Here is a 19,094-nt window from a genome sequence, read left to right on the forward strand (position 1 = left end):
GGGCATGGACCAGCAGTTGACGGGGTTTTTCGGCAAGGTTCCCAGCCATGGGGACTTTGTCAGCCGACGTTTGCCAGAGGCTTTTTTGCGACCTTGGGATACGTGGCTGCAGAACGGTTTGCAGCACAGTCGCGAGCGGCTGGGTGAGCGCTGGCTGGAGGTTTATTTGTGCAGTCCGGTCTGGCGCTTCGCCTTGGCGGCGGGAGTGTGTGGCGATCAGGGCTGGGCCGGTGTCATGTTGCCCAGTGTGGATCGGGTAGGGCGCTATTTTCCATTGACGGTGGCGGTGGCGAGCGAAGACGTGCCGCTGTTCGCGCGGCTTGAGCAGGATGGCGAATGGTACGCGCAGGCCGAACGGTTGGCGCTGTCGACCCTGGTTGAGGGGTTCACGATGACTGCGTTTGATTCGGCGCTCAGGGCATTGCCGCCGCCGTCACCCCTTATCCGGGGGGAAGAGGGTGCGGCGGCGGGGCATTCGTTGTTCTGGACTGAAGGCTCGCCGTTGTTGGCGCCCTCGACGGTGGACGTTGCGGGCTTGCCTGGCGCCTCGACATTCGTCGATATGCTGGCGGGGCGCAGCCAGGTGTGAGGCTACACCTGGGCCAGCGAGGCGACAGCGCTCTTGGGGAGTGTCGGGGTTTCGAGCGCAGGTGTGGCATTCGAAGCTATTGCAGGCTTCGCGTTGGCCGGGAACTCGGCACGGTCTGCGAATGTTTGCTGAACGGCAGGGACGAAAACCTCGGCGCTTTTTGGAACGGATTCCTCCGGGGTGGCCACCGCAGGTTTGTCTTTGGTTGCTGATTTGAGCAGCTTGTCGGCCCCAAAGGCCGCACCGCCGCTGATAGCGCCCAAGCCCACCGCTTTCAGAATCGGCATGGCCAGAGCTTTCAAAATATTCAATAGGGCGCCCATGGGTCTTTTCCTCTCATCTGGTTTTGTCTGGCGGCCTTGATAGCCGCTCGTCCTTCTGTGTCAAAAACAGCGCCACCGGTTCCAGGCCCTCTTGCGCCGATTCAATTTCCTTGCTAGCTTCTCGCAAAATGTTAACGATAACATTTGCTCTAAAAATAAAAACAAAACAGAGAATCTCGCCATGAAAATGCTTCCGAAAACCCTGTGTTTGTTGGCTTTAAGCATCAATCTCGGTACCGCCGGCCTGGCCTGGGCCGACACCAAACCCGCGCCCATCCGCATCGGTGCGTCCTTCCAGGAAATCAACAACCCTTACTTCGTCACCATGAAAGACGCCTTGCAGGAAGCCGGGGCGACCATCGGTGCGCAGTTGATCATCACCGACGCCCGCCACGACGTGTCCAAGCAGGTCAGCGACGTCGAGGACATGCTGCAAAAGGGCATCGACATCCTGCTGATCAACCCCACCGATTCCGTTGGCGTTCAGTCCGCCGTCAAGTCTGCCCACGCCGCCGGCGTGGTGGTGGTCGCGGTCGATGCCCAGGCCGAAGGCCCGCTGGACTCCTTCGTCGGTTCGAAAAACTTCGACGCCGGCTTTCAGGCCTGTGAATACCTGGCCAAGAACATCGGCGACAAAGGCAACATCGCCATCCTCGACGGCATCGCCGTGGTGCCGATCCTGGAACGCGTGCGCGGTTGCAAAGAGGCCGTGGCCAAGCACCCGGACATCAAGATCGTGAGCATCCAGAACGGCAAGCAGGAACGTGACCAGGCGCTGACCGTCACCGAAAACATGCTGCAGGCCCAGCCCACCCTCAAAGGTATTTTCAGCGTCAACGACAACGGCTCCCTCGGTGCGCTTTCGGCCATTGAAGCCAGCGGCCTGGACGTCAAGCTGGTGAGCGTCGACGGCGCGCCGGAAGCCATCAAGGCGATCCAGAAACCCGGCAGCAAGTTCATCGCCACCTCCGCGCAATACCCGCGTGACCAGATCCGCCTGGCACTGGGCATCGCCCTGGCCAAGAAGTGGGGCTCCCAAGTGCCCGCCACGATCCCGGTGGACATCACCCTGATCGACCAGGCCAAGGCCAAGGATTTCAGCTGGTAAACCGCCCAGGCCCCACGCCTGGCGTGGGGCACAGGTCATCCATCTGAATGCGAGGTCGGCGGTATGAGCAGTCTTCTGAAGCTGGAAAATATCTGTAAGCGTTACCCGGGGGTGCAAGCCCTCAAGGCGATCAACCTGGAAGTACAGCGCGGCGAGATTCATGCCTTGCTCGGGGAAAACGGCGCGGGCAAATCGACCCTGATGAAGATCCTTGGCGGGGTCGAGCATCAGGACGAAGGGCAGATCCTGATTGACGGCCAGGCCCGGCAGTTCGCGACCTATCGTGATGCGATTGCCGCCGGTATCGGCATTGTGTTCCAGGAATTCAGCCTGATTCCCTACCTCACAGCGGTGGAAAATATCTTCCTCGGCCATGAGCTGAGCAACCGTTTTGGCCTGTTGCGCAAGCGCGAAATGGTCGAGACGAGCGAGGCGTTGTTCAAGCGCCTCGGGGTCAGCATTGACCTGCAATGCGCGGTCAAGCACCTGAGCGTGGCCGAGCAGCAGTTCGTCGAGATCGCCAAGGCCCTGGCCCTGGATGCGCGGCTGCTGGTGCTCGACGAACCCACCGCCACCCTTACGCCGAGTGAGGCCGAGCTGCTGTTCGAGATCATGCGCGAACTCAAGCGCCAGGGCGTGGCGGTGATTTTCATCTCCCACCACCTGGAGGAAATTTTCCAGGTGTGCGACCGCATCAGCGTGCTGCGCGACGGCGGCAACGTGGGCGTCACTGACGTAGCCGACAGCGATATCGACCGCCTGGTGGAAATGATGGTGGGGCGCCGCCTGGAATGCAGCTTTCCGCCCAAGCCCACCGCCGAACGCGGCCCGCTGTTGCTGGAAGTCAAAGACATCCAGCTGGTGCGCAACGGCCCCCACAACCACTTTGAATTGCACAAGGGCGAGATTCTCGGCTTTGCCGGCCTGGTGGGTTCCGGGCGTACCGAATTGGCCCTGGGCATGATGGGCGCGCTGCCGTCGGTGAGCAAAGACGTGTGGCTGCGGGGGGAAAAAATCACCCTTGACGACCCGGCCCAGGCCTTGGCCCACGGCATCGGCCTGCTGCCGGAAAGCCGCAAGAGCGAAGGGCTGATCACCGATTTCAGCATTCGCGAAAACATCTCCCTCAACAACCTGCCCAAATACCAGAACGCCAGCGGCCTGATCGACAAGGACAAGGAGTGCGCCAGCGTCGAAGCCCTGATGCGCCAGCTGTCGATCAAGGCGCCCAGCGGCGAGAGCCGGGTGTTCAACCTCAGCGGCGGCAACCAGCAGAAAGTCGTGATTGCCCGCTGGATCAACCATCACTGTGACGTGCTGGTGTTCGACGAACCCACCCGTGGCATCGACGTCGGCGCCAAGGCGCAGATCTACGCACTGATGCGCAGCCTCACCGAGCAAGGCTACGCAATCATCATGATTTCCTCGGAACTGCCGGAAGTCATCGGCATGTGCGACCGCGTCGCCGTGTTCCACAAGGGCGCCATCGTCAAGGTACTGGAAGCGTCTGCCGTCAATCCTCAAGAGGTCATGCGCCATGCAACAGGGGGCTCAAGTGAATACGTCCATTAATGCCGTGGGGCCGGGCCGGCTGCGCCTGAACCTGGCGCGCTTGATTCGCTCGCCGGCGTTTTATCCGTTTGTGGGGCTGCTGGTGGTGACGCTGGTGATGATCTTCGCCAGCGACAATTTCCTCACTGCCAACAACCTGTCGAACATTGCGCGCCAGGTGTCGATCAACGCGATTATCGCGGTGGGCATGACCTGCGTGATTCTCACCGGTGGCATCGATTTGTCGGTGGGGCCGGTGATGGCCTTGTCCGGCACCCTGACCGCCGGCCTGATGGTCGCGGGCTTGCCGCCGGGCCTGGCGATTGGCGCCGGGATGCTGATTGGCGTGGCCTTCGGCATCGGCAACGGGCTGTTCGTCGCCTACCTGCACATGCCGCCGATCATCGTCACCCTCGCGACCATGGGCATCGCCCGCGGGTTCGGCCTGATGTACACCGACGGCTATCCGATTTCCGGCCTGCCGGAATGGTTTGGTTTCTTTGGTCGCGAAAGCCTGTTCGGCATTTCGGTGCCGATCCTGATCATGCTGGTGACGTACCTGGCGGCGTATGTGTTGCTGCAACACACCCGCATCGGCCGCTATATCTACGCGATTGGCGGCAACGAGGAAGCGGTGCGCCTGTCCGGTGTGCGGGCGGCACGCTTCAAGTTGCTGGTGTACGGCATCAGCGGTTTCACCGCCGCGATTGCCGGGCTGGTGCTGACCTCGCGCTTGATGAGTGGCCAGCCGAATGCCGGCGTGTCGTTCGAACTCGACGCGATTGCCGCCGTGGTCCTGGGCGGCGCCTCGATTGCCGGCGGGCGCGGGGTGATTGTCGGCACCTTGCTTGGCGCCATGCTGCTGGGGGTGTTGAACAACGGCTTGAACATGCTCGGGGTCTCGCCCTACGTCCAGAGCGTGATCAAGGGCGGGATCATTTTGCTGGCGATCTTTATCAGCCGTCAGCGCCACAAGTAAACCGGTTATCTCCACGCGGCCATGGCGGCCGCGATGGGTTCTCTCATGCTCAAGAAAGGTCCGCACATCATGGAAAAGCACAACGAAATGCAAGCCGTCGTCTGCCACGGCCCTAAAGACTACCGCCTGGAACGCATCAGCAAACCCCAGGCGCGGGTCAATGAACTGGTGATCCGCATCGCCGCCTGCGGCATCTGCGCCAGCGACTGCAAATGCCACTCGGGCGCCGCGATGTTCTGGGGCGGCGACAACCCGTGGGTCAAGGCACCGGTGGTGCCGGGGCACGAGTTTTTCGGCTACGTGGTGGAAGCCGGCGAGGGCGCCGAAGAGCACTTTGACGTGAAGGTCGGCGACAAGGTGATCGCCGAGCAGATCGTGCCATGCGGCAAGTGCCGCTTCTGCAAATCCGGCAAGTACTGGATGTGCGAGGTGCACAACATCTTCGGCTTCCAGCGTGAAGTGGCCGAAGGCGGCATGGCCCAGTACATGCGCATCCCCAAGACGGCCATCGTGCACAAGATTCCAGAGTCGGTGTCTCTCGAAGATTCGGCACTGATCGAGCCGATGTCCTGCGCGATTCACACCGTCAACCGGGGTGAGATCCAGCTGGATGACGTGCTGGTGATTGCGGGTGCAGGCACTCTGGGCCTGTGCATGGTGCAGGTGGCGGCGCTGAAGACTCCGAAGAAACTGGTGGTGATCGACATGGTCGATGAGCGCCTGGAACTGGCGAAGAAGTTCGGTGCCGATGTGGTGATCAACCCGTCCCGGGACAACGCCCGGGAGATCATCAACGGCCTGACCGACAACTACGGTTGCGACGTGTACATCGAAACCACCGGCGTGCCGGCGGGCGTCACCCAGGGCCTGGAATTGATCCGCAAGCTCGGGCGGTTTGTCGAGTTCAGCGTGTTTGGCGCCGAGACCAGCGCCGACTGGTCGATTATCGGTGACCGCAAGGAACTCGACGTACGCGGCGCGCACCTCGGGCCGTATTGCTACCCGGTGGCCATCGACCTGTTCGAACGCGGCCTGCTGACGTCCAAGGGCATCGTGACCCATGACTTCGGGCTGGATAGCTGGGCCGAGGCCTTTGAGTTGGCCAACTCGACCAAGTCGATCAAGGTGCTGCTGAAGCCGGTGGTCTGAGATGAACTACGTGATGGGTGTGGACATCGGCACGCAAAGCACCAAGGCGCTGCTGGTGGACGGTGACGGTACGATCATCGCCCAGCACAGCCAGGGGTATCGCGTGGACACCCCTAAAGTGCGCTGGGCCGAGCAGTGGCCGCAGGTGTGGCTGGACGCGGTGGAGGCGTGTGTTGCCCAGTGCATGGCCAAGGCCGGCGTGGCGAAAGAGCGGGTCAAGGCGCTGTGCATCAGTAGCCTGTACGGCGGCTCCGGGATTGCCGTGGACGCCCAGATGAAGCCGCTGCACCCGTGCCTGATCTGGATGGACCGGCGCGCGGGCGAACAGGTGGAGTGGGTGCGCGAGCACGTGGACCTGGAGCGGCTGTTCGCGGTCACCGGCAACTCGGTGGACAGCTACTACGGCTTCACCAAGATGCTCTGGCTCAAGCAGCACCAGCCGCAGGTGTGGGCCAATACCCGCTACCTGCTGCCGCCCAACAGCTACATCAACGCGTGCCTGACCGGTGAGGTGGCGGTGGATCACAGCAGTGCCGGCAATATCGGCGGCGTCTACGATGTGGCCCGGCGAGGCTGGTCGGCCGAGATGCTGGCGGCGCTGGATATCCCGCTGGCGATGATGCCGGAGCGCTTGCTGTATTCCGGTGAAGTGGTCGGCGGTTTGCTGGAGGCGTGGGCACCGCGCCTGGGCTTGCAGGCCGGTACGCCGATCCTCGCGGGGGGCGTGGATGCGGCCATGGCGACCCTGGCCGCCGGGGTGACCCGGCCGGGCAATCATGTGGCGATGATCGGCACCAGCATGTGCTGGGGTTATCTAAACCAGCAGGTGGACGCGCGGCATGGCCTGGTGAGCATGCCCCATGTCTATAACGGCCATCAGGACCTGTACATCTTCGGCGGCGCGATCACGGCCGGGGCGTCGGTGAGCTGGTTCCGCGAACAGTTCTGCCAGGCCGAAGAGCAACAGGCGAAGGACACGGGCCAGGACAGTTTGTGGCTGCTGGAGCAGAGCGCCGCGAAGATCCCGGCGGGCAGTGAAGGGCTGCTGTTCCTGCCCTATCTCATGGGCGAACGCAGCCCGGTGTGGGATGACCGGGCCAGCGGCAGCTTCGTCGGGCTGAACCTGTATCACAGCCGTATCCACCTGTACCGCGCGGTGCTCGAAGGGGTGAGTTTTGCCCTGCGGCACAACATCGAAGCGGGCACCCGTGGCGCGCACTCCCTTGACCCGCGATTGATTGTGGTGGGCGGGGCCAGCCATTCGGATTTGTGGATGCAGATTATCGCGGACATCACCCATTACCCGGTCTACACCATCGTGCAAGAGGTGGAAGCGGCGTTGGGCGCGGCGTTGTTGGCGGCCCATGCGGTGGGGTTGGTGGATGACCGGGAGATGCAGAAGGGCTGGGTACAGCTGGAGCTGCGGGCAGAGCCGGAGGCGGGGAATGTCGGGGTGTATGACCGGGCGTTTGCCGAGTATTTGAAAGTGTACCCGGCGTTGAAACCGGTGATGCACAGCCTGCAATTGAATTAAGCGAACACTGATCCAAATGTGGGAGCGGGCTTGCGGTGGCGAGCGGGCTTACTGTGGTGAGCGGACTTGTTGTGGTGAGCGGGCTTGCCCCGCGCTGGGCTGCGAAGCAGCCCCATCAATCTGTGGTGAACCGGGCGGGGGACAAGCCCCCTCACCACAGCAAGCCAGCTCCCACATTGGATCTTCATTGTTTCCGGGATACCTGCCATGAACGCCACTTTTGATTTTACCCACCAGCGCATCCTCGTCACCGGCGCCAGCAGCGGCATCGGCCGGGAAATAGCCCTGCAACTGATCGCCAGCGGTGCCCAGGTGTTTGCCCTGGGCCGCGACGCCCAGGCCCTGGCCCGACTCGGCTGCGAAACCCTGTGCCTGGACATCGCCGACAGCGCCGCCCTGGACCTGGCCCTGCAAGGCTTGCCGCCGATGCACGGCCTGGTCAACTGCGCCGGCATCTCTCGCCTGGAACCCGCCGCTGCCATCAGCGCCGAAGCTTTCGACCAAGTGATGAACGTCAACGCCCGCGCTGCCGCCCAGGTCGCCAGCCGAATCGCCGCAGGGATGATTGAAGCGAAGATCGCCGGCAGCATCGTCAACGTCTCCAGCCAGGCCTCACTGGTGGCGCTGGACGATCACCTCGGCTACTGCGCCTCCAAGGCCGCGCTGGACGCCATCACCCGCGTGCAATGCGCCGAGTGGGGGCGTTTCGGGATTCGCGTCAACAGCGTCAACCCCACCGTCACCCTCACGCCCATGGCGAAAATGGCCTGGTCGGCGCCCGCCAAGCGCGATCCGGCATTGGCGGCGATTCCGTTGGGGCGGTTTGCCGAAACGGCGGAAGTGGCATTCCCGGTGCTGTTCCTGTTGAGCGACGCCGCCAGCATGATCAGCGGCGTCAGCCTGCCGATCGATGGGGGCTACACCAGCCGCTAGCCGTTCTCCAGCTTGCCGGCGATCACCACCTTGTCCCGCGGTTTGTGCGGGTCTTCGAGGCGGTCCAGCAGCAGTCGCACCGCGCTGCTGCCGGCCAGCGACGCGTCGTGGGCCACACAGGCAATCGGCACGCCGAAGATATCGGCGAAGGGGAGGCGGTCGATGCCGCAGATGGTCAGGCTGTCGTGGGGAATGTTGTGCATGCGCAACGCGCGCAAGGCGCCGAGGGTGATCAGCTGGTTGAAGCCCATGATCGCGTCCGGCGCCGTGTGTTCGGCCAGGTAGTCGAGGGTGTGCAGGTAGGAGGGCATCAGCGTGTAGTCGCCGGCGCACACCTCGACGTGCACTTGCGGGTGATCGGCCAACACTTCTTTCAGGCCTTTGAGGCGTTCCATGGTGATGCGCGAATGCTCGGGCCCGGTCAGCACCAGCAGGCGCTTGAGGTTCGGGGTTTGCCGCAGCAGGTACTGCGCGGCCTCGATGCCGCTGTGGTAGTTGTCCAGCACCACGCGGCTGAACGGGCTGTCGTGGATCGTGCGGTCGAGCAGCACCACCGGCGTCTTGCCGTTGCCCAGGCGCTCCAGATAATCCGGCTGGTAGCTCGGCTCATCGGAGACCGGCGACAGGATGATACCCGCCACGCGGTAGCCCAGCAGGGTGTCGACCGCCTTGCTTTCCAGCTCTTCCAGCTCGTCGGTGTCCACCAGCATGATGGTGTAGCCGTGCTTTTTCGCCTCGCGGGAAATCGCCTTGATCATCTCGCTGTAGAAGGGGTTGTCCACCGAGGCGGTGATCACGCCGATGATCAGGCTTTCGCTGCGCTTGAGCCCGCGGGCAAACGCGTTGGGCACATAGTCCAGCTCCCGCGCCACTTCGAGAATCCGCGCCAGGGTGGCGGGCTTGACCAGGTCAGGCTTGCTCAGCGCCCGGGACACCGTGATGGTGGTCATGTTGACCCGTTTGGCGATGTCGCTGATGGTGACGGACTTTTTCTTGTTCATCGGCAGGGGGAAACCAGGAGAAAACAACCTGAGGCTACCATGGGCACGGCTTCAAATCACCGGATCCCAGCGCTGCGACCAATCCTTTTCCGCCTCCACCACCGCCCGCAGCAAGCCCAGCGCCTGCTGCAAAACCGCTGAATCGCGCTCCCGGGAATACACCAGGTACGTCGGGAAGCTGAACTCCGGTGCCTTGGGCACCCGTTCCATCACGCCGCTGTCCAGGTAGCTCTGCACCACCCGCGTGCGGAAATACCCGGCGCCGCCGTTTTCCAGGATGTACTGCAACGCCAGCGGCCCCAGGTTGAAGCTCAGGGCGGCGCGGGCCTTGTCCGGCAGGGCCGCGTCGTGCTGCTGGCGAAAGCCCTGGCCCCAGTCGATGTACACGTAGGGCTCGGGCCGGGCCGCCAGTTGCACCAGGATCAATTTCTCTTCCAGCACCTGCTCCACCTGCAGCCCCGGCCAGTACTGCGGCTGGAACACCAGCGCGGCATCCAGCACGCCCAGTTCCAGTTGGCGCAGCAGGTACTCGCCTTCGCGAATCTCCGTGCGCAGGGCGTAGCCCGGAATGTGCTCGCGCAGGGCCTGGGCCCAACCAAGCATCAACGGGTTGCACAGGCTGACTTCGCCCCCGATGTGCAACACGTTGCGGTAGCCCTCGGGCAACGGCAGGTCGCGGCGGGCGGCTTCCCAGGTTTGTACCAGCTGGTTGGCGAAGACCACGAAGGCCTCGCCGTCCGGGGTCAGGCGGGCGCCGGCGCGGTTGCGCACGAACAGCGTGCTGTTGAGCTGGCTTTCGAGATTTTTGACCCGGGCGGTGATTGCCGTCTGGGTGACGTGCAGCTTCTCGGCCGCCGCGGCGAGGCTGCCGCAGCGGGTGATTTCGAGGAAGGTGCGTGCCAGTTCGATGTCCATGAAACCCCCGGGAGTGAATGGGGGACATTGTAGAGCGATGCGCGATTGGAATGCGATCAGCGCAGGTGCCTGGCTTTTGTGGTGAGCGGGCTTGCCCCGCGCGGGGCAAGCCCGCTCACCACAGGGTTATTGGTCAGTCTCTGAACATTGCTTGCACTTCAGGTTGGGGTTTTTGGGGCTTGCAGATGCTCGGTCGGGAAAGCCTTGGCATACGCCTGGCAAACCCTCAGCACCTGATGATCAGCAAACCGCGCCGCCACCACATGCAGCCCCACCGGCAACCCGTTCGCCGCCAACCCGCACGGCACCGACGCCGCCGGTTGCTGGGTCAAGTTGAAGGGATAGGTAAACGGCGTCCACTCCATCCATTCCCCAAGGCCCGAACCCGGCGGCACGTTGTGCCCGGCCTCGAACGCGGTGATCGGCATCATCGGCGACACCAGCACATCGTAATGCTCATGGAATGCCGCCATACGCGCCACCAAGGCCGCCCGCGCTTCCAGCGCGGCGCTGTAGTCGCTGAGGCTGATCTGTTCGCCCAGGTGCGCAATGCGCAGCAGGCCCGGGTCCATCAGTTGTCGCTGAGTCTCGCTCAACGGCCCGGCGAGGCGCGCAGCACCGGCAAACCACAGGGTATTGAACACCTCCAGCGGATCACTGAACCCCGGGTCAATCTGTTCAACCTGGGCACCCAGCTGCACCAGGCCTTCGACCGCCTGGGCGACGACCCTGGCCACTTGCGGGTCCACCTTCACGTAGCCAAAGTTCGGACTATAGGCCACCCGCAGGCCTTTCAAGTCAGCCCCGGCCTGCAACCACGGCGTGGTCCGGGGCGCGCCGATCAAGCCGTCCCGCGCGTCCGGCTGCGCGATGGTTTGCAGCATCAGCACCGAGTCTTCCACGGTGCGGGTCATCGGCCCCAGGTGCGACAGAATGGTCATCGAACTGGCCGGCCATTGCGGCACATAACCGAAGGTCGGCTTGATGCCAAAGGTGCCGGTGAAGGCGCAGGGAATCCGGATCGAGCCGCCGGCATCGCTGCCCTGGTGCAGCACCCCCAGGTTCAAGGCCGCGGCCGCACCGGCACCGCCGGACGAGCCGCCCGCCGTCATGCGCGTGTCCCACGGGTTGCGGGTAATGCCATACAGCGGGTTATCGGTGACGCCTTTCCAGCCGAATTCCGGTGTGGTGGTCTTGCCTAGCAGCACCGCGCCGGCCTTGCGCATGAAGGCCGAGAAGGGTGCATCCACGTCCCACCGACCCTCTGCAGATGTGGTGCGCGAGCCCTTGCGCGTCGGCATGCCGATGGTCTGCGTCAGGTCCTTGATGGATGACGGTACACCGTCCAGTGCCCCGCACGGCTGGCCCTTGAGCCAGCGCTGCTCCGAATCACGGGCAGCCTTCAAGGCGCCTTCCGGGTCGACATGGCAGTAGGCGTTGACCGCCGGGTTGTAGCGTTCGATTCGCAGCAGGGCGTCTTCGGTGACTTCTACCGGCGACAGGCGTTTATCCCGGTAGTGCGCCAGCAGTTCAACGGCGGTCAGGTTGGCAATATCCGTCATGCTGCTTTACCTCCTTGTGCCGCGTTGACCATGGCCCGCAGCAGCACTGCGCAGCCCGCCGCCAGGTCATCCGGCGCGGCGTTTTCGATTTCGTTGTGGCTGATGCCGCCTTCGCATGGCACAAAGATCATCCCGGCCGGGCCGAGTTCGGCGACGAAGATCGCGTCGTGCCCGGCGCCGCTGACGATGTCCATGTGGCTCAGGCCCAGGCTGCTTGCGCCGTCGCGTACGGCGTTGACGCAGGCGGGGTGGAAGTCCAGCGGCGGGAAGTCGGCGGTGGGCGTCAGCTCAAAACTCAGGCCGTGTTGCTCGGCGGTGGCTTCGATCACCTGGCGCACTTCATCGACCATGGCGTGCAGCTTGTCGGCGTGCAGGTGGCGCAAGTCGATGGTCATGTGCACCTGGCCGGGAATCACGTTGCGCGAGCCGGGGTGCAAGCTCAGGCAACCGACGGTGCCGCAGGCGTGGGGTTGTTGCGCGTGGGCGATGCGGTTCACCGCGCTGACCACTTGCGCGGCGCCCACCAGGGCGTCCTTGCGCAGGCGCATCGGCGTCGGGCCCGCGTGGGCTTCGACGCCGGTGAGGGTCAGGTCGAACCACTTCTGCCCCAGGCAGCCCATGACCACACCAATGGTAGTGGCCTGGTCTTCCAGTACCGGGCCTTGTTCGATATGCGCCTCGAAATAGGCTCCGACCGGGTGGCCCAGCACGGCGCGTGGTCCGGCGTAGCCGATGCGCTGCAATTCGGCGCCCACCGACAGGCCATGCTCGTCCTGCTTGTCGAGGGTTTCCTGCAAGTCGAACTTACCGGCGAACACCCCGGAACCCATCATGCACGGTGGAAAACGCGAGCCTTCTTCGTTGGTCCACACCACCACTTCGATGGGCGCTTCAGTCTCCATATTCAAATCGTTGAGGGTACGGATCACTTCCAGGCCGGCCATCACGCCATAGCAGCCGTCGAACTTGCCGCCGGTAGGCTGGGTGTCGATATGGCTGCCGGTCATCACGGGCGCCAGTGCCGGATTGCGCCCGGCGCGGCGGGCAAAGATATTGCCGATGGCGTCGACACTGACGCTGCACCCGGCGGCCTCGCACCATTGCACAAACAGGTCGCGGGCCTGGCGGTCGAGGTCGGTGAGGGCCAGGCGGCATACCCCGCCCTTGGGTGTGGCGCCCAGGCGGGCGAGGTCCATCAGCGATTGCCACAGGCGTTCGCGGTTGATCAGCGGGGCATTGCTCTGGAGCGGTTGCGCAAAACTATTCATCAGCAGTCTCCGGTCAGGCACTCAGGGCCAGGTAACGGTTCTTGATCGTCGGGTCGGCGCGGAAGGCTTCGGCACTGCCTTCGTACACCACACGGCCCTGTTCGAGGACGTAATGGCGGTCGGCGAGCTTGTCGCAGACCATCAGGTTCTGTTCCACCAGCAGCACCGGCAGCCCGTCGTCCTTGACCTTGCGCAGGATCTTCACCAACTCGTCGACGATCACCGGCGCGAGGCCTTCGGTGGGTTCGTCGAGGATCAGCAGCTTGGGATCGTTGAGCAGTGCACGGGCGATGGCGAGCATCTGTTGCTCACCGCCAGACAGCGCATGGCCGGCGTTTTTGCGGCGTTCCTTGAGGCGCGGGAACATGCCGTACACGTCGTCCATCTGCCAGCGGCTGGTCTTGCGCACCGCGATGCGCAGGTTTTCCTCAACCGTGAGCAGGCGGAAGATCCCGCGGTTCTCCGGCACCAGCGCCAGGCCCTGGCGGGCGATTTCGAAGATTTTCTGTCCCACCAGCGGCTGGCCGTTGAAGTGGATCTGGCCCTGGCGCGGGCAGATAATCCCGAGGATGCTGCGCAAGGTGGTGGTCTTGCCGGCGCCGTTGCGCCCCAGCAGGGTCACCAGTTCGCCGGGGTTGACGGTCAGGGACACGCCTTCAAGGACGTGGCTCTTGTCGTAGTAGGAATGGATATTGTCGACGGTCAGCATCAGGCGGCTTCTCCCAGGTAGGCGGTGCGCACGCGCTCGTCGGCGCGCACGAATTCCGGTGTGCCTTCCACCAGGATCTGGCCGTGGCTCATCACGGTGATGCGTTGGCTGATGGACATGACGATGCTCATGTTGTGCTCGATCAGCAGCACGGTGTGGTCGCGGCCGAGGTCGCTGATCAGTTGGGTCATGATCGGAATGTCGTCGATGCCCATGCCCGAGGTGGGCTCGTCGAGCATCAGCAGCTTGGGTTTGGAGCAAATCGACATACCGACCTCCAGCACCCGCTGCTGGCCGTGGGACAACTCGCCAGCCAGGGTGTCGGCGCGGGCGGTGAGTTGCAGGCGTTCCAGCACCTGGTCGGCCATCTCCAGGTGCTCGCGCTTGCTGTCGACCCGGCGCCAGAAGTTCAGGGCGCGGGCACCGTCGCGGCCCTGGGCGGCGAGGCGCAGGTTCTCGCGCACGCTGAGGTTCTGGAACAGGCTGGTGAGCTGGAACGAACGGGCCATGCCCAGGCCGACGCGACCGTGGGCCGGTTTGCGCATCAGGTTCTTGCCGTCGAAATGAATCGCCCCGGCGGTGGCCTGGCGTTCGCCGGTCAGGCAGTGGAACAGGCTCGTCTTACCGGCGCCGTTGGGGCCGATGATGGTGTGGATGGTACCGGCTTGCACCTTGAGGTTGACGCCGTTCACCGCGTGGAACGCACCGTAGGCCAGTTCCAGATTCTTGGTTTCCAACAGGATGCTCATGACAGCTTCTCCTTGGTCACAACGTCGGCCTTGCGGCTGCCACGCACACGTTCGAACAGCGTCGACAAGCCACCCCACAAACCACCGCGCATGAAGATCACCACCAGGATCAGAATCACCCCCAGCAGCATCAGCCAGCGCGGCCACAGGTCGGAGAGGAAGTCCCCCAGCAGCACGATGGAACCGGCGCCCAGCAAGGAGCCGAACAGTGAGCCGGTACCGCCGACGATGGTCATGATCAGGATGTTTTCGGACATCGCCAGGTCGATATTCGACAGCGGCACAAAGTGCAGCAGCATCGCGTACAGCGCCCCGGCGATCCCGGTGACGGCGCCGGACAACACGAACACCAGGATCTTGAAGTGGCGGGTGTCGTAGCCGATGGCCGAAGCGCGGGTTTCGTTTTCGCGGATCGCCATCAGCGTGCTGCCGAACGGCGAGGCGATCACCCGGCGCGCCCCGATGAAGATCAGCAGGAACAGCACTGCGACAAATCCGTAGAACGCGCGGGCATCGGTGAGAGACAATAGCACCGTGTCACCGATACGGATTTCCGGACGTGGCACGCTGAGCAAGCCGTTGTCGCCGCCGGTCCAGTCGCTCAGGGTATAGGCGACGAAGTAGGCCATCTGGCTGAAGGCCAGGGTCAGCATCACGAAGTAAATGCCGGTGCGGCGGATCGCCAGGGCACCCACCAGAAACGCCAGGAAACCACCGGCGACGGCGGCGCCCAACAGTGCGCTGAACAGGCCGAGCTGCAGGTGAATCATCAACAGCGCCGCGCAATAGGCGCCGGCCCCGAAGAAGATGCCTTGGCCGAACGACAACAGCCCGGTGTAACCCAGCAACAGGTTGCAGGCGAGGGCGGCCATGGCAAATATCAGAATCTCGGTGGCCAGGGTCGCCGAGGGCAAAATCAACGGTAGGCCGATCAATACCGCCAGCACCAACAGCAGCATGTAGCGCGACTGGGTCTTGGCGAACGGCAGGGGATTTTTCTCGCTCATGTCAGGCTCTCCCGAACAGGCCGTAAGGACGCACCAGGATCACCACGGCCATCGCGCCGTAGATCATCAGGCTCGCGCCCTGGGGCCAGAGTGTGGTCATCAGGCTTTGCACCACGCCGACCAGCAGGCCGCCGACCAGTGCACCGCTGAAGGAACCCATGCCGCCGATCACCACCACCACGAAGGCCACGCCGAGGATTTCCGGGCCAACAAAGGGCTGGGCACCGCGCAACGGGGCAAACAGCACACCGGCGACGCCGGCCAGGGCCACGCCGAGGGCAAACGTCATGGAGAACAGGCGAAAGATGTTGGTGCCCAGCAGGGACACGGTTTCGGTGCTTTCACTGCCGGCCCGCACCAGGGCACCGAAGCGCGTGCGTTCCAGCAGCAGCCACAGGCCAAGGCCGACGAGGCCGGAGAACACGATCAGGAACAGGCGATAGTAGGGATAGACGAAATCGCCCACCACCAGCACCCCGCGCAGCAACTCCGGCACCGCGACGCTTTTGCCCACCGGGCCCCAGATCATCACGCTGGCTTCCTGGATGATCAGGGCTATCCCCAGGGTCACCAGAATCTGGAACATGTGCGGCAAGTGATAAATCCGCTGGATCAATAATCGCTCGATCACCCAGGCCAGCGCGGCCACCACCAGCGGCGCGATCAGCAGCGCCAGCCAGAAGCTGCCGGTGAGACTGACGGCGGTGTAGCAGATGTAGGCGCCCAGTAAAAAGAATGCACCGTGGGCGAAGTTGACGAAGTTCAGCAGGCCGAAAATGATCGTCAAGCCGACCGCGATCAGGAAGTAAATCATCCCAAGGCCCAGGCCGTTGAGAATCTGGAACAGGTAAAGATTAAGCATGCAGGAACCCTCGGCAGGCGGCCGCGTGAGCGGCCCTGCGCTGTGTCACCAGTAGATTTTCAGCAGATCAGCCGAGCACGCAGCCCGTGGCTTCCACCGGCGGGAACGACTGGCCGGCGCTGAGCACCTTGGCCAGGTCGTCCTTGTCGGCCATGTCGCCTGCCGCCTTGCCCACCAGCAGGTAGTAATCCTTGATCACCTGATGGTCGCCGGCGCGGATCGATTCCTTGCCGGTGGGGCCTTCGTAGCTCAGGCCCTGCATGGCCTTGGCCACGGTCGGCCCGTCGAAACTGCCGGTGGAGATGATGGTTTCCAGCATGACCTTGGTGCTGATGTAGTCGGCGGCCAGCGGGTAGGTGGGGTTGATGCCGTACTTGGCCTTGGTCAGTTTCACCAGGTCGCGGTTGAGCGGGGTGTCAACCTGATGCCAGTACTGCGCGCCGAGGTACACGCCTTCCAGTACGTCGCTGCCCAGTTCCTGGAACTGGTCGAGGCCGGCGGACCACACCAGCAGCACTTTCATGCGTTCCTTGATACCGAAGTTCACCGCCTGGCGCAGGGTGTTGGACGACTGGCTGCCGAAGTTCAGCAGCACCAGTACGTCGGGTTTGGCGGCGATGGCATTGGTCAGGTAGCCGGAGAATTCCTGTTCCTGCAGCGAGTGGTAGCTGTTGCCGGCGTGTTCCAGGCCATGTTCGGCCAGGACCGATTTGGCACCTTCGAGCAGGGCTTCGCCGAACACATATTGTGGGGTGATGGTGTACCAGCGCTTGGCGTCCGGCAGCAGCTTGATCAGCGGCACGAGGGTTTCGCGGATCGCGCCGTAGGTGGGGACTGACCAGCGGAAGGTGGCGCTGTTGCAGTCCTTGCCGGTGACCTCGTCGGCGCCCACCGGGGTCATGAACACGCCGCCGGCCTTGCTCACTTCCTTGGCGACGGCGAGTGCCGAAGATGACAGGGTGCAGCCCTGGAAGAAGCGTGCACCGTCCTGCTGGATCGCTTCCTGGACCTTGCGCACCGCCTTGCCGGCGTTGCCTTCGGTGTCGATCACCTTGTAGACCAGCGGGCGACCGAGCAACTCGGGGTGTTGTTCTACCGCGAGGCGTGAACCCATGTCGGCAAATTTGCCATAACTGGCAAAGGCGCCAGACATGGACTTGAGGCCGTAAAAGGTAAAGGGCTCGGCGGCGAATGCCGAGCGCACACCCAGCGGAAGGCTGAGGGCGGCTGCGGCGGTGAGACTGGCTTTCAACAACGTACGACGCTGCATGGGGTGACTCCCTGGATTAGTTATTGGCAGGAGTGGCAATGGCGATACGGTGGAGCACGGCCTGTGGGCAGGCCTTTTATTTGGATTTTTGGGGGTGTCAGTGGTTGTGGTCGAACTCCAGCAGAAAGTGCGGGCTGACTTCACCTTCCAGTGCGGTCATGTGGTGTTCGGCGTCGCACATGTGTTCGTGCATCAGGCTGCGTACGGTGGCTTCATCTTCGGCCCGGAACGCGATCAGCAGTTGCTTGTGGTAGTCGAGGTTGGCGGCGTCGAATTGCTTGCGCTTGGGCTTGTAGGCTTTTTTCAGCACCACCAGGTCGCGCAATAAGTCGTTGAGGAACTGCGCCATGAAACTCAGCAGCGGGTTGGGGCAGGCCTTGGCCAGCAGGTTGTGGAATTCCAGTTCGGCGATGCGTTGTTCGCGTTGGCCGGCTTCGCTGTCTTCGGGTGCGCTGCAAAAATCGACATTGTCCTGGAGGGCGCGGTAGTCGTCTTCGCTCAGGCGGCCCAGCACGGAGACGGCGAGTTCGACTTCGATGACTTTGCGCAGTTGGTAGACCTGTTCGCCGTCCAGGTGCTGGAAGTGCAGGTAGTTGCGCAGGGCGCGGCTGGCGGGTTCGGTGCCGGCCTGGTTGAGGTAGGCGCCGCCGCTGGGGCCGGTGCGGGTGTTGACCAGGCCTTCGACTTCCAGCGCCTTGAGGGCTTCGCGGGCGGAGCCTTTGGAGCACTGGAAGCTTTCCATCAACTCGCGTTCGGTGGGCAAGCGGTCGCCGGGCTTGAGGGCATCGGTGACGATGGAGCGCTTGACCGACTCGACGATCACGTCGGAGAGCTTCTGGCGTTTGCGGCGCAACGGGCGGCTTAGCATGGTGGTTGATTGATCCTATTAATGCGGATTAATAGTACTTAATAGGGGTTTGGGGTGGGGCGTCAACGGAGGGGGTCGCTTTTGGTTTGGATGGGTCGTAAATGGGGTGGGTGTGTATATCCGTTGCTGCGGTCAGGGCTGCTATGGGTTCCGCTCTTACAGCGGCTCACTTTTGAACAGCGCAAAAGTAAGCAAAACGCTCTTGCCCCACCACTCGGCACCTCGCCTAGGCTCGGTGTGCCCTCACTCCGGCTTTGGAGCGTGGGCCGCCGCGATGGGCCATCCTTGGCCCAGCGCGGCTAACCCGGCGTCCTGCCGGGTTACCCACGCTCCAAAGCCTGCGTTCGGCCAGCGTGGTTTAACGGGGCGCCTAAGATCAAGATCAAAAGCAGATCAAGAGCACAGCGGCCTACAGGCCGGCTTGAGTGGTGTGAAGCAAAGGCAAAATCAAAATCAAAATCTACAGCGGGCACGGTCAAATGTGGGAGCTGGCTTGCCTGCGATAGCATCGCCTCGGTGTACCTGAAAAACCGAGGTGTCTGCATCGCAGGCAAGCCAGCTCCCACAGAAAAGCAGAGCCGCAGCAGTTTCAGATTTGGTTTTCGCTTTGGCTTTTGATCTGGCTTCTACCACTCAAGCCGGCCTGTAGGCCGCTGTGCTCTTGCTTTTGATCTTGATCTGACTGCCCCAATAAGCCCGAGGCCGAACGTAGGGATT

18 protein-coding genes are annotated in these 19,094 nt (G+C 63.2%); 7 read left to right on the top strand and 11 right to left on the bottom strand.

Translation table 11 applies throughout. The annotated features are described in order from the left end of the window. Window positions 1–4 precede the first annotated feature (4 nt). The gene (gene tagF / locus P3C29_RS29800; protein WP_275966153.1) at window positions 5–589 is read left to right on the top strand and encodes a type VI secretion system-associated protein TagF; all 585 of its coding nucleotides are present in this window, start codon (window positions 5–7) and stop codon (window positions 587–589) included. Between the two features lie 2 nt (window positions 590–591). Here tagF and P3C29_RS29805 read toward each other — a convergent pair whose 3' ends face one another. Then, a complete protein-coding gene (locus tag P3C29_RS29805) occupies window positions 592–912 on the bottom strand; it encodes a hypothetical protein (RefSeq protein ID WP_201123068.1) in 321 nt (106 codons plus the stop codon). Between the two features lie 181 nt (window positions 913–1,093). Here P3C29_RS29805 and P3C29_RS29810 point away from each other — a divergent pair, with 181 nt between their 5' ends. The 6 genes from P3C29_RS29810 to P3C29_RS29835 all read left to right on the top strand — a co-directional run bounded on the left by P3C29_RS29810 (window position 1,094) and on the right by P3C29_RS29835 (window position 8,166). Beyond that, window positions 1,094–2,020 (top strand): substrate-binding domain-containing protein, encoded by a 927-nt coding sequence (locus P3C29_RS29810; protein ID WP_201123069.1) that lies wholly within the window; start codon window positions 1,094–1,096, stop codon window positions 2,018–2,020. 63 nt (window positions 2,021–2,083) lie between these two features. Continuing rightward, a complete protein-coding gene (locus P3C29_RS29815) occupies window positions 2,084–3,592 on the top strand; it encodes a sugar ABC transporter ATP-binding protein (RefSeq protein ID WP_169387802.1) in 1,509 nt (502 codons plus the stop codon). Beyond that, window positions 3,558–4,550, top strand: a complete 993-nt coding sequence (locus P3C29_RS29820) for a ribose ABC transporter permease (RefSeq protein WP_275966154.1) — start codon at window positions 3,558–3,560, stop codon at window positions 4,548–4,550. Before P3C29_RS29815 ends, P3C29_RS29820 begins: the two co-directional genes overlap by 35 nt. 69 nt (window positions 4,551–4,619) lie before the next feature. Next, complete coding sequence (locus P3C29_RS29825) at window positions 4,620–5,699, top strand: alcohol dehydrogenase catalytic domain-containing protein (protein WP_177045839.1); 1,080 nt, start codon at window positions 4,620–4,622, stop codon at window positions 5,697–5,699. 1 nt (window position 5,700) lies between these two features. Then, window positions 5,701–7,233, top strand: coding sequence for an FGGY-family carbohydrate kinase (locus P3C29_RS29830; protein WP_275966155.1), 1,533 nt, complete (start codon window positions 5,701–5,703; stop codon window positions 7,231–7,233). Window positions 7,234–7,440: 207 nt separating this feature from the next. After that, complete coding sequence (locus P3C29_RS29835) at window positions 7,441–8,166, top strand: SDR family oxidoreductase (protein ID WP_275966156.1); 726 nt, start codon at window positions 7,441–7,443, stop codon at window positions 8,164–8,166. Here the strand turns inward: P3C29_RS29835 and P3C29_RS29840 are convergent. The 10 genes from P3C29_RS29840 to P3C29_RS29885 all read right to left on the bottom strand — a co-directional run bounded on the left by P3C29_RS29840 (window position 8,163) and on the right by P3C29_RS29885 (window position 18,377). Further along, complete coding sequence (locus P3C29_RS29840; RefSeq protein WP_010175110.1) at window positions 8,163–9,167, bottom strand: LacI family DNA-binding transcriptional regulator; 1,005 nt, start codon at window positions 9,165–9,167, stop codon at window positions 8,163–8,165. The two genes, P3C29_RS29835 and P3C29_RS29840, sit on opposite strands and share 4 nt — an antisense overlap. Before the next feature lie 51 nt (window positions 9,168–9,218). After that, entirely contained in the window at window positions 9,219–10,082 is an 864-nt protein-coding gene (locus P3C29_RS29845) for a LysR family transcriptional regulator (RefSeq protein WP_275966157.1), read from the bottom strand. 158 nt (window positions 10,083–10,240) lie between these two features. Then, a complete protein-coding gene (locus P3C29_RS29850) occupies window positions 10,241–11,644 on the bottom strand; it encodes an amidase (RefSeq protein WP_275966158.1) in 1,404 nt (467 codons plus the stop codon). Then, a complete protein-coding gene (locus tag P3C29_RS29855; protein ID WP_275966159.1) occupies window positions 11,641–12,912 on the bottom strand; it encodes a Zn-dependent hydrolase in 1,272 nt (423 codons plus the stop codon). Before P3C29_RS29855 ends, P3C29_RS29850 begins: the two co-directional genes overlap by 4 nt. A gap of 13 nt (window positions 12,913–12,925) precedes the next feature. Beyond that, window positions 12,926–13,621, bottom strand: coding sequence for an ABC transporter ATP-binding protein (locus P3C29_RS29860; protein ID WP_275966160.1), 696 nt, complete (start codon window positions 13,619–13,621; stop codon window positions 12,926–12,928). Further along, a complete protein-coding gene (locus P3C29_RS29865; RefSeq protein WP_010175101.1) occupies window positions 13,621–14,370 on the bottom strand; it encodes an ABC transporter ATP-binding protein in 750 nt (249 codons plus the stop codon). Before P3C29_RS29865 ends, P3C29_RS29860 begins: the two co-directional genes overlap by 1 nt. Beyond that, window positions 14,367–15,377, bottom strand: a complete 1,011-nt coding sequence (locus P3C29_RS29870; RefSeq protein WP_177045853.1) for a branched-chain amino acid ABC transporter permease — start codon at window positions 15,375–15,377, stop codon at window positions 14,367–14,369. The genes P3C29_RS29865 and P3C29_RS29870 overlap by 4 nt, the downstream gene beginning before the upstream one ends. A 1-nt stretch (window position 15,378) precedes the next feature. Beyond that, window positions 15,379–16,239, bottom strand: coding sequence for a branched-chain amino acid ABC transporter permease (locus P3C29_RS29875; protein WP_003215751.1), 861 nt, complete (start codon window positions 16,237–16,239; stop codon window positions 15,379–15,381). A gap of 67 nt (window positions 16,240–16,306) precedes the next feature. Continuing rightward, window positions 16,307–17,509, bottom strand: coding sequence for an ABC transporter substrate-binding protein (locus tag P3C29_RS29880; protein WP_275966161.1), 1,203 nt, complete (start codon window positions 17,507–17,509; stop codon window positions 16,307–16,309). A gap of 97 nt (window positions 17,510–17,606) precedes the next feature. Then, on the bottom strand, window positions 17,607–18,377 hold the full coding sequence (locus tag P3C29_RS29885) for an FCD domain-containing protein (protein WP_003215747.1): 771 nt from the start codon (window positions 18,375–18,377) through the stop codon (window positions 17,607–17,609). Between the last annotated feature and the right edge of the window lie 717 nt (window positions 18,378–19,094).

The sequence above is a fragment of the Pseudomonas sp. 1912-s genome, assembly GCF_029269205.1.
In the GTDB taxonomy this organism is placed as follows: Bacteria; Pseudomonadota; Gammaproteobacteria; order Pseudomonadales; family Pseudomonadaceae; genus Aquipseudomonas.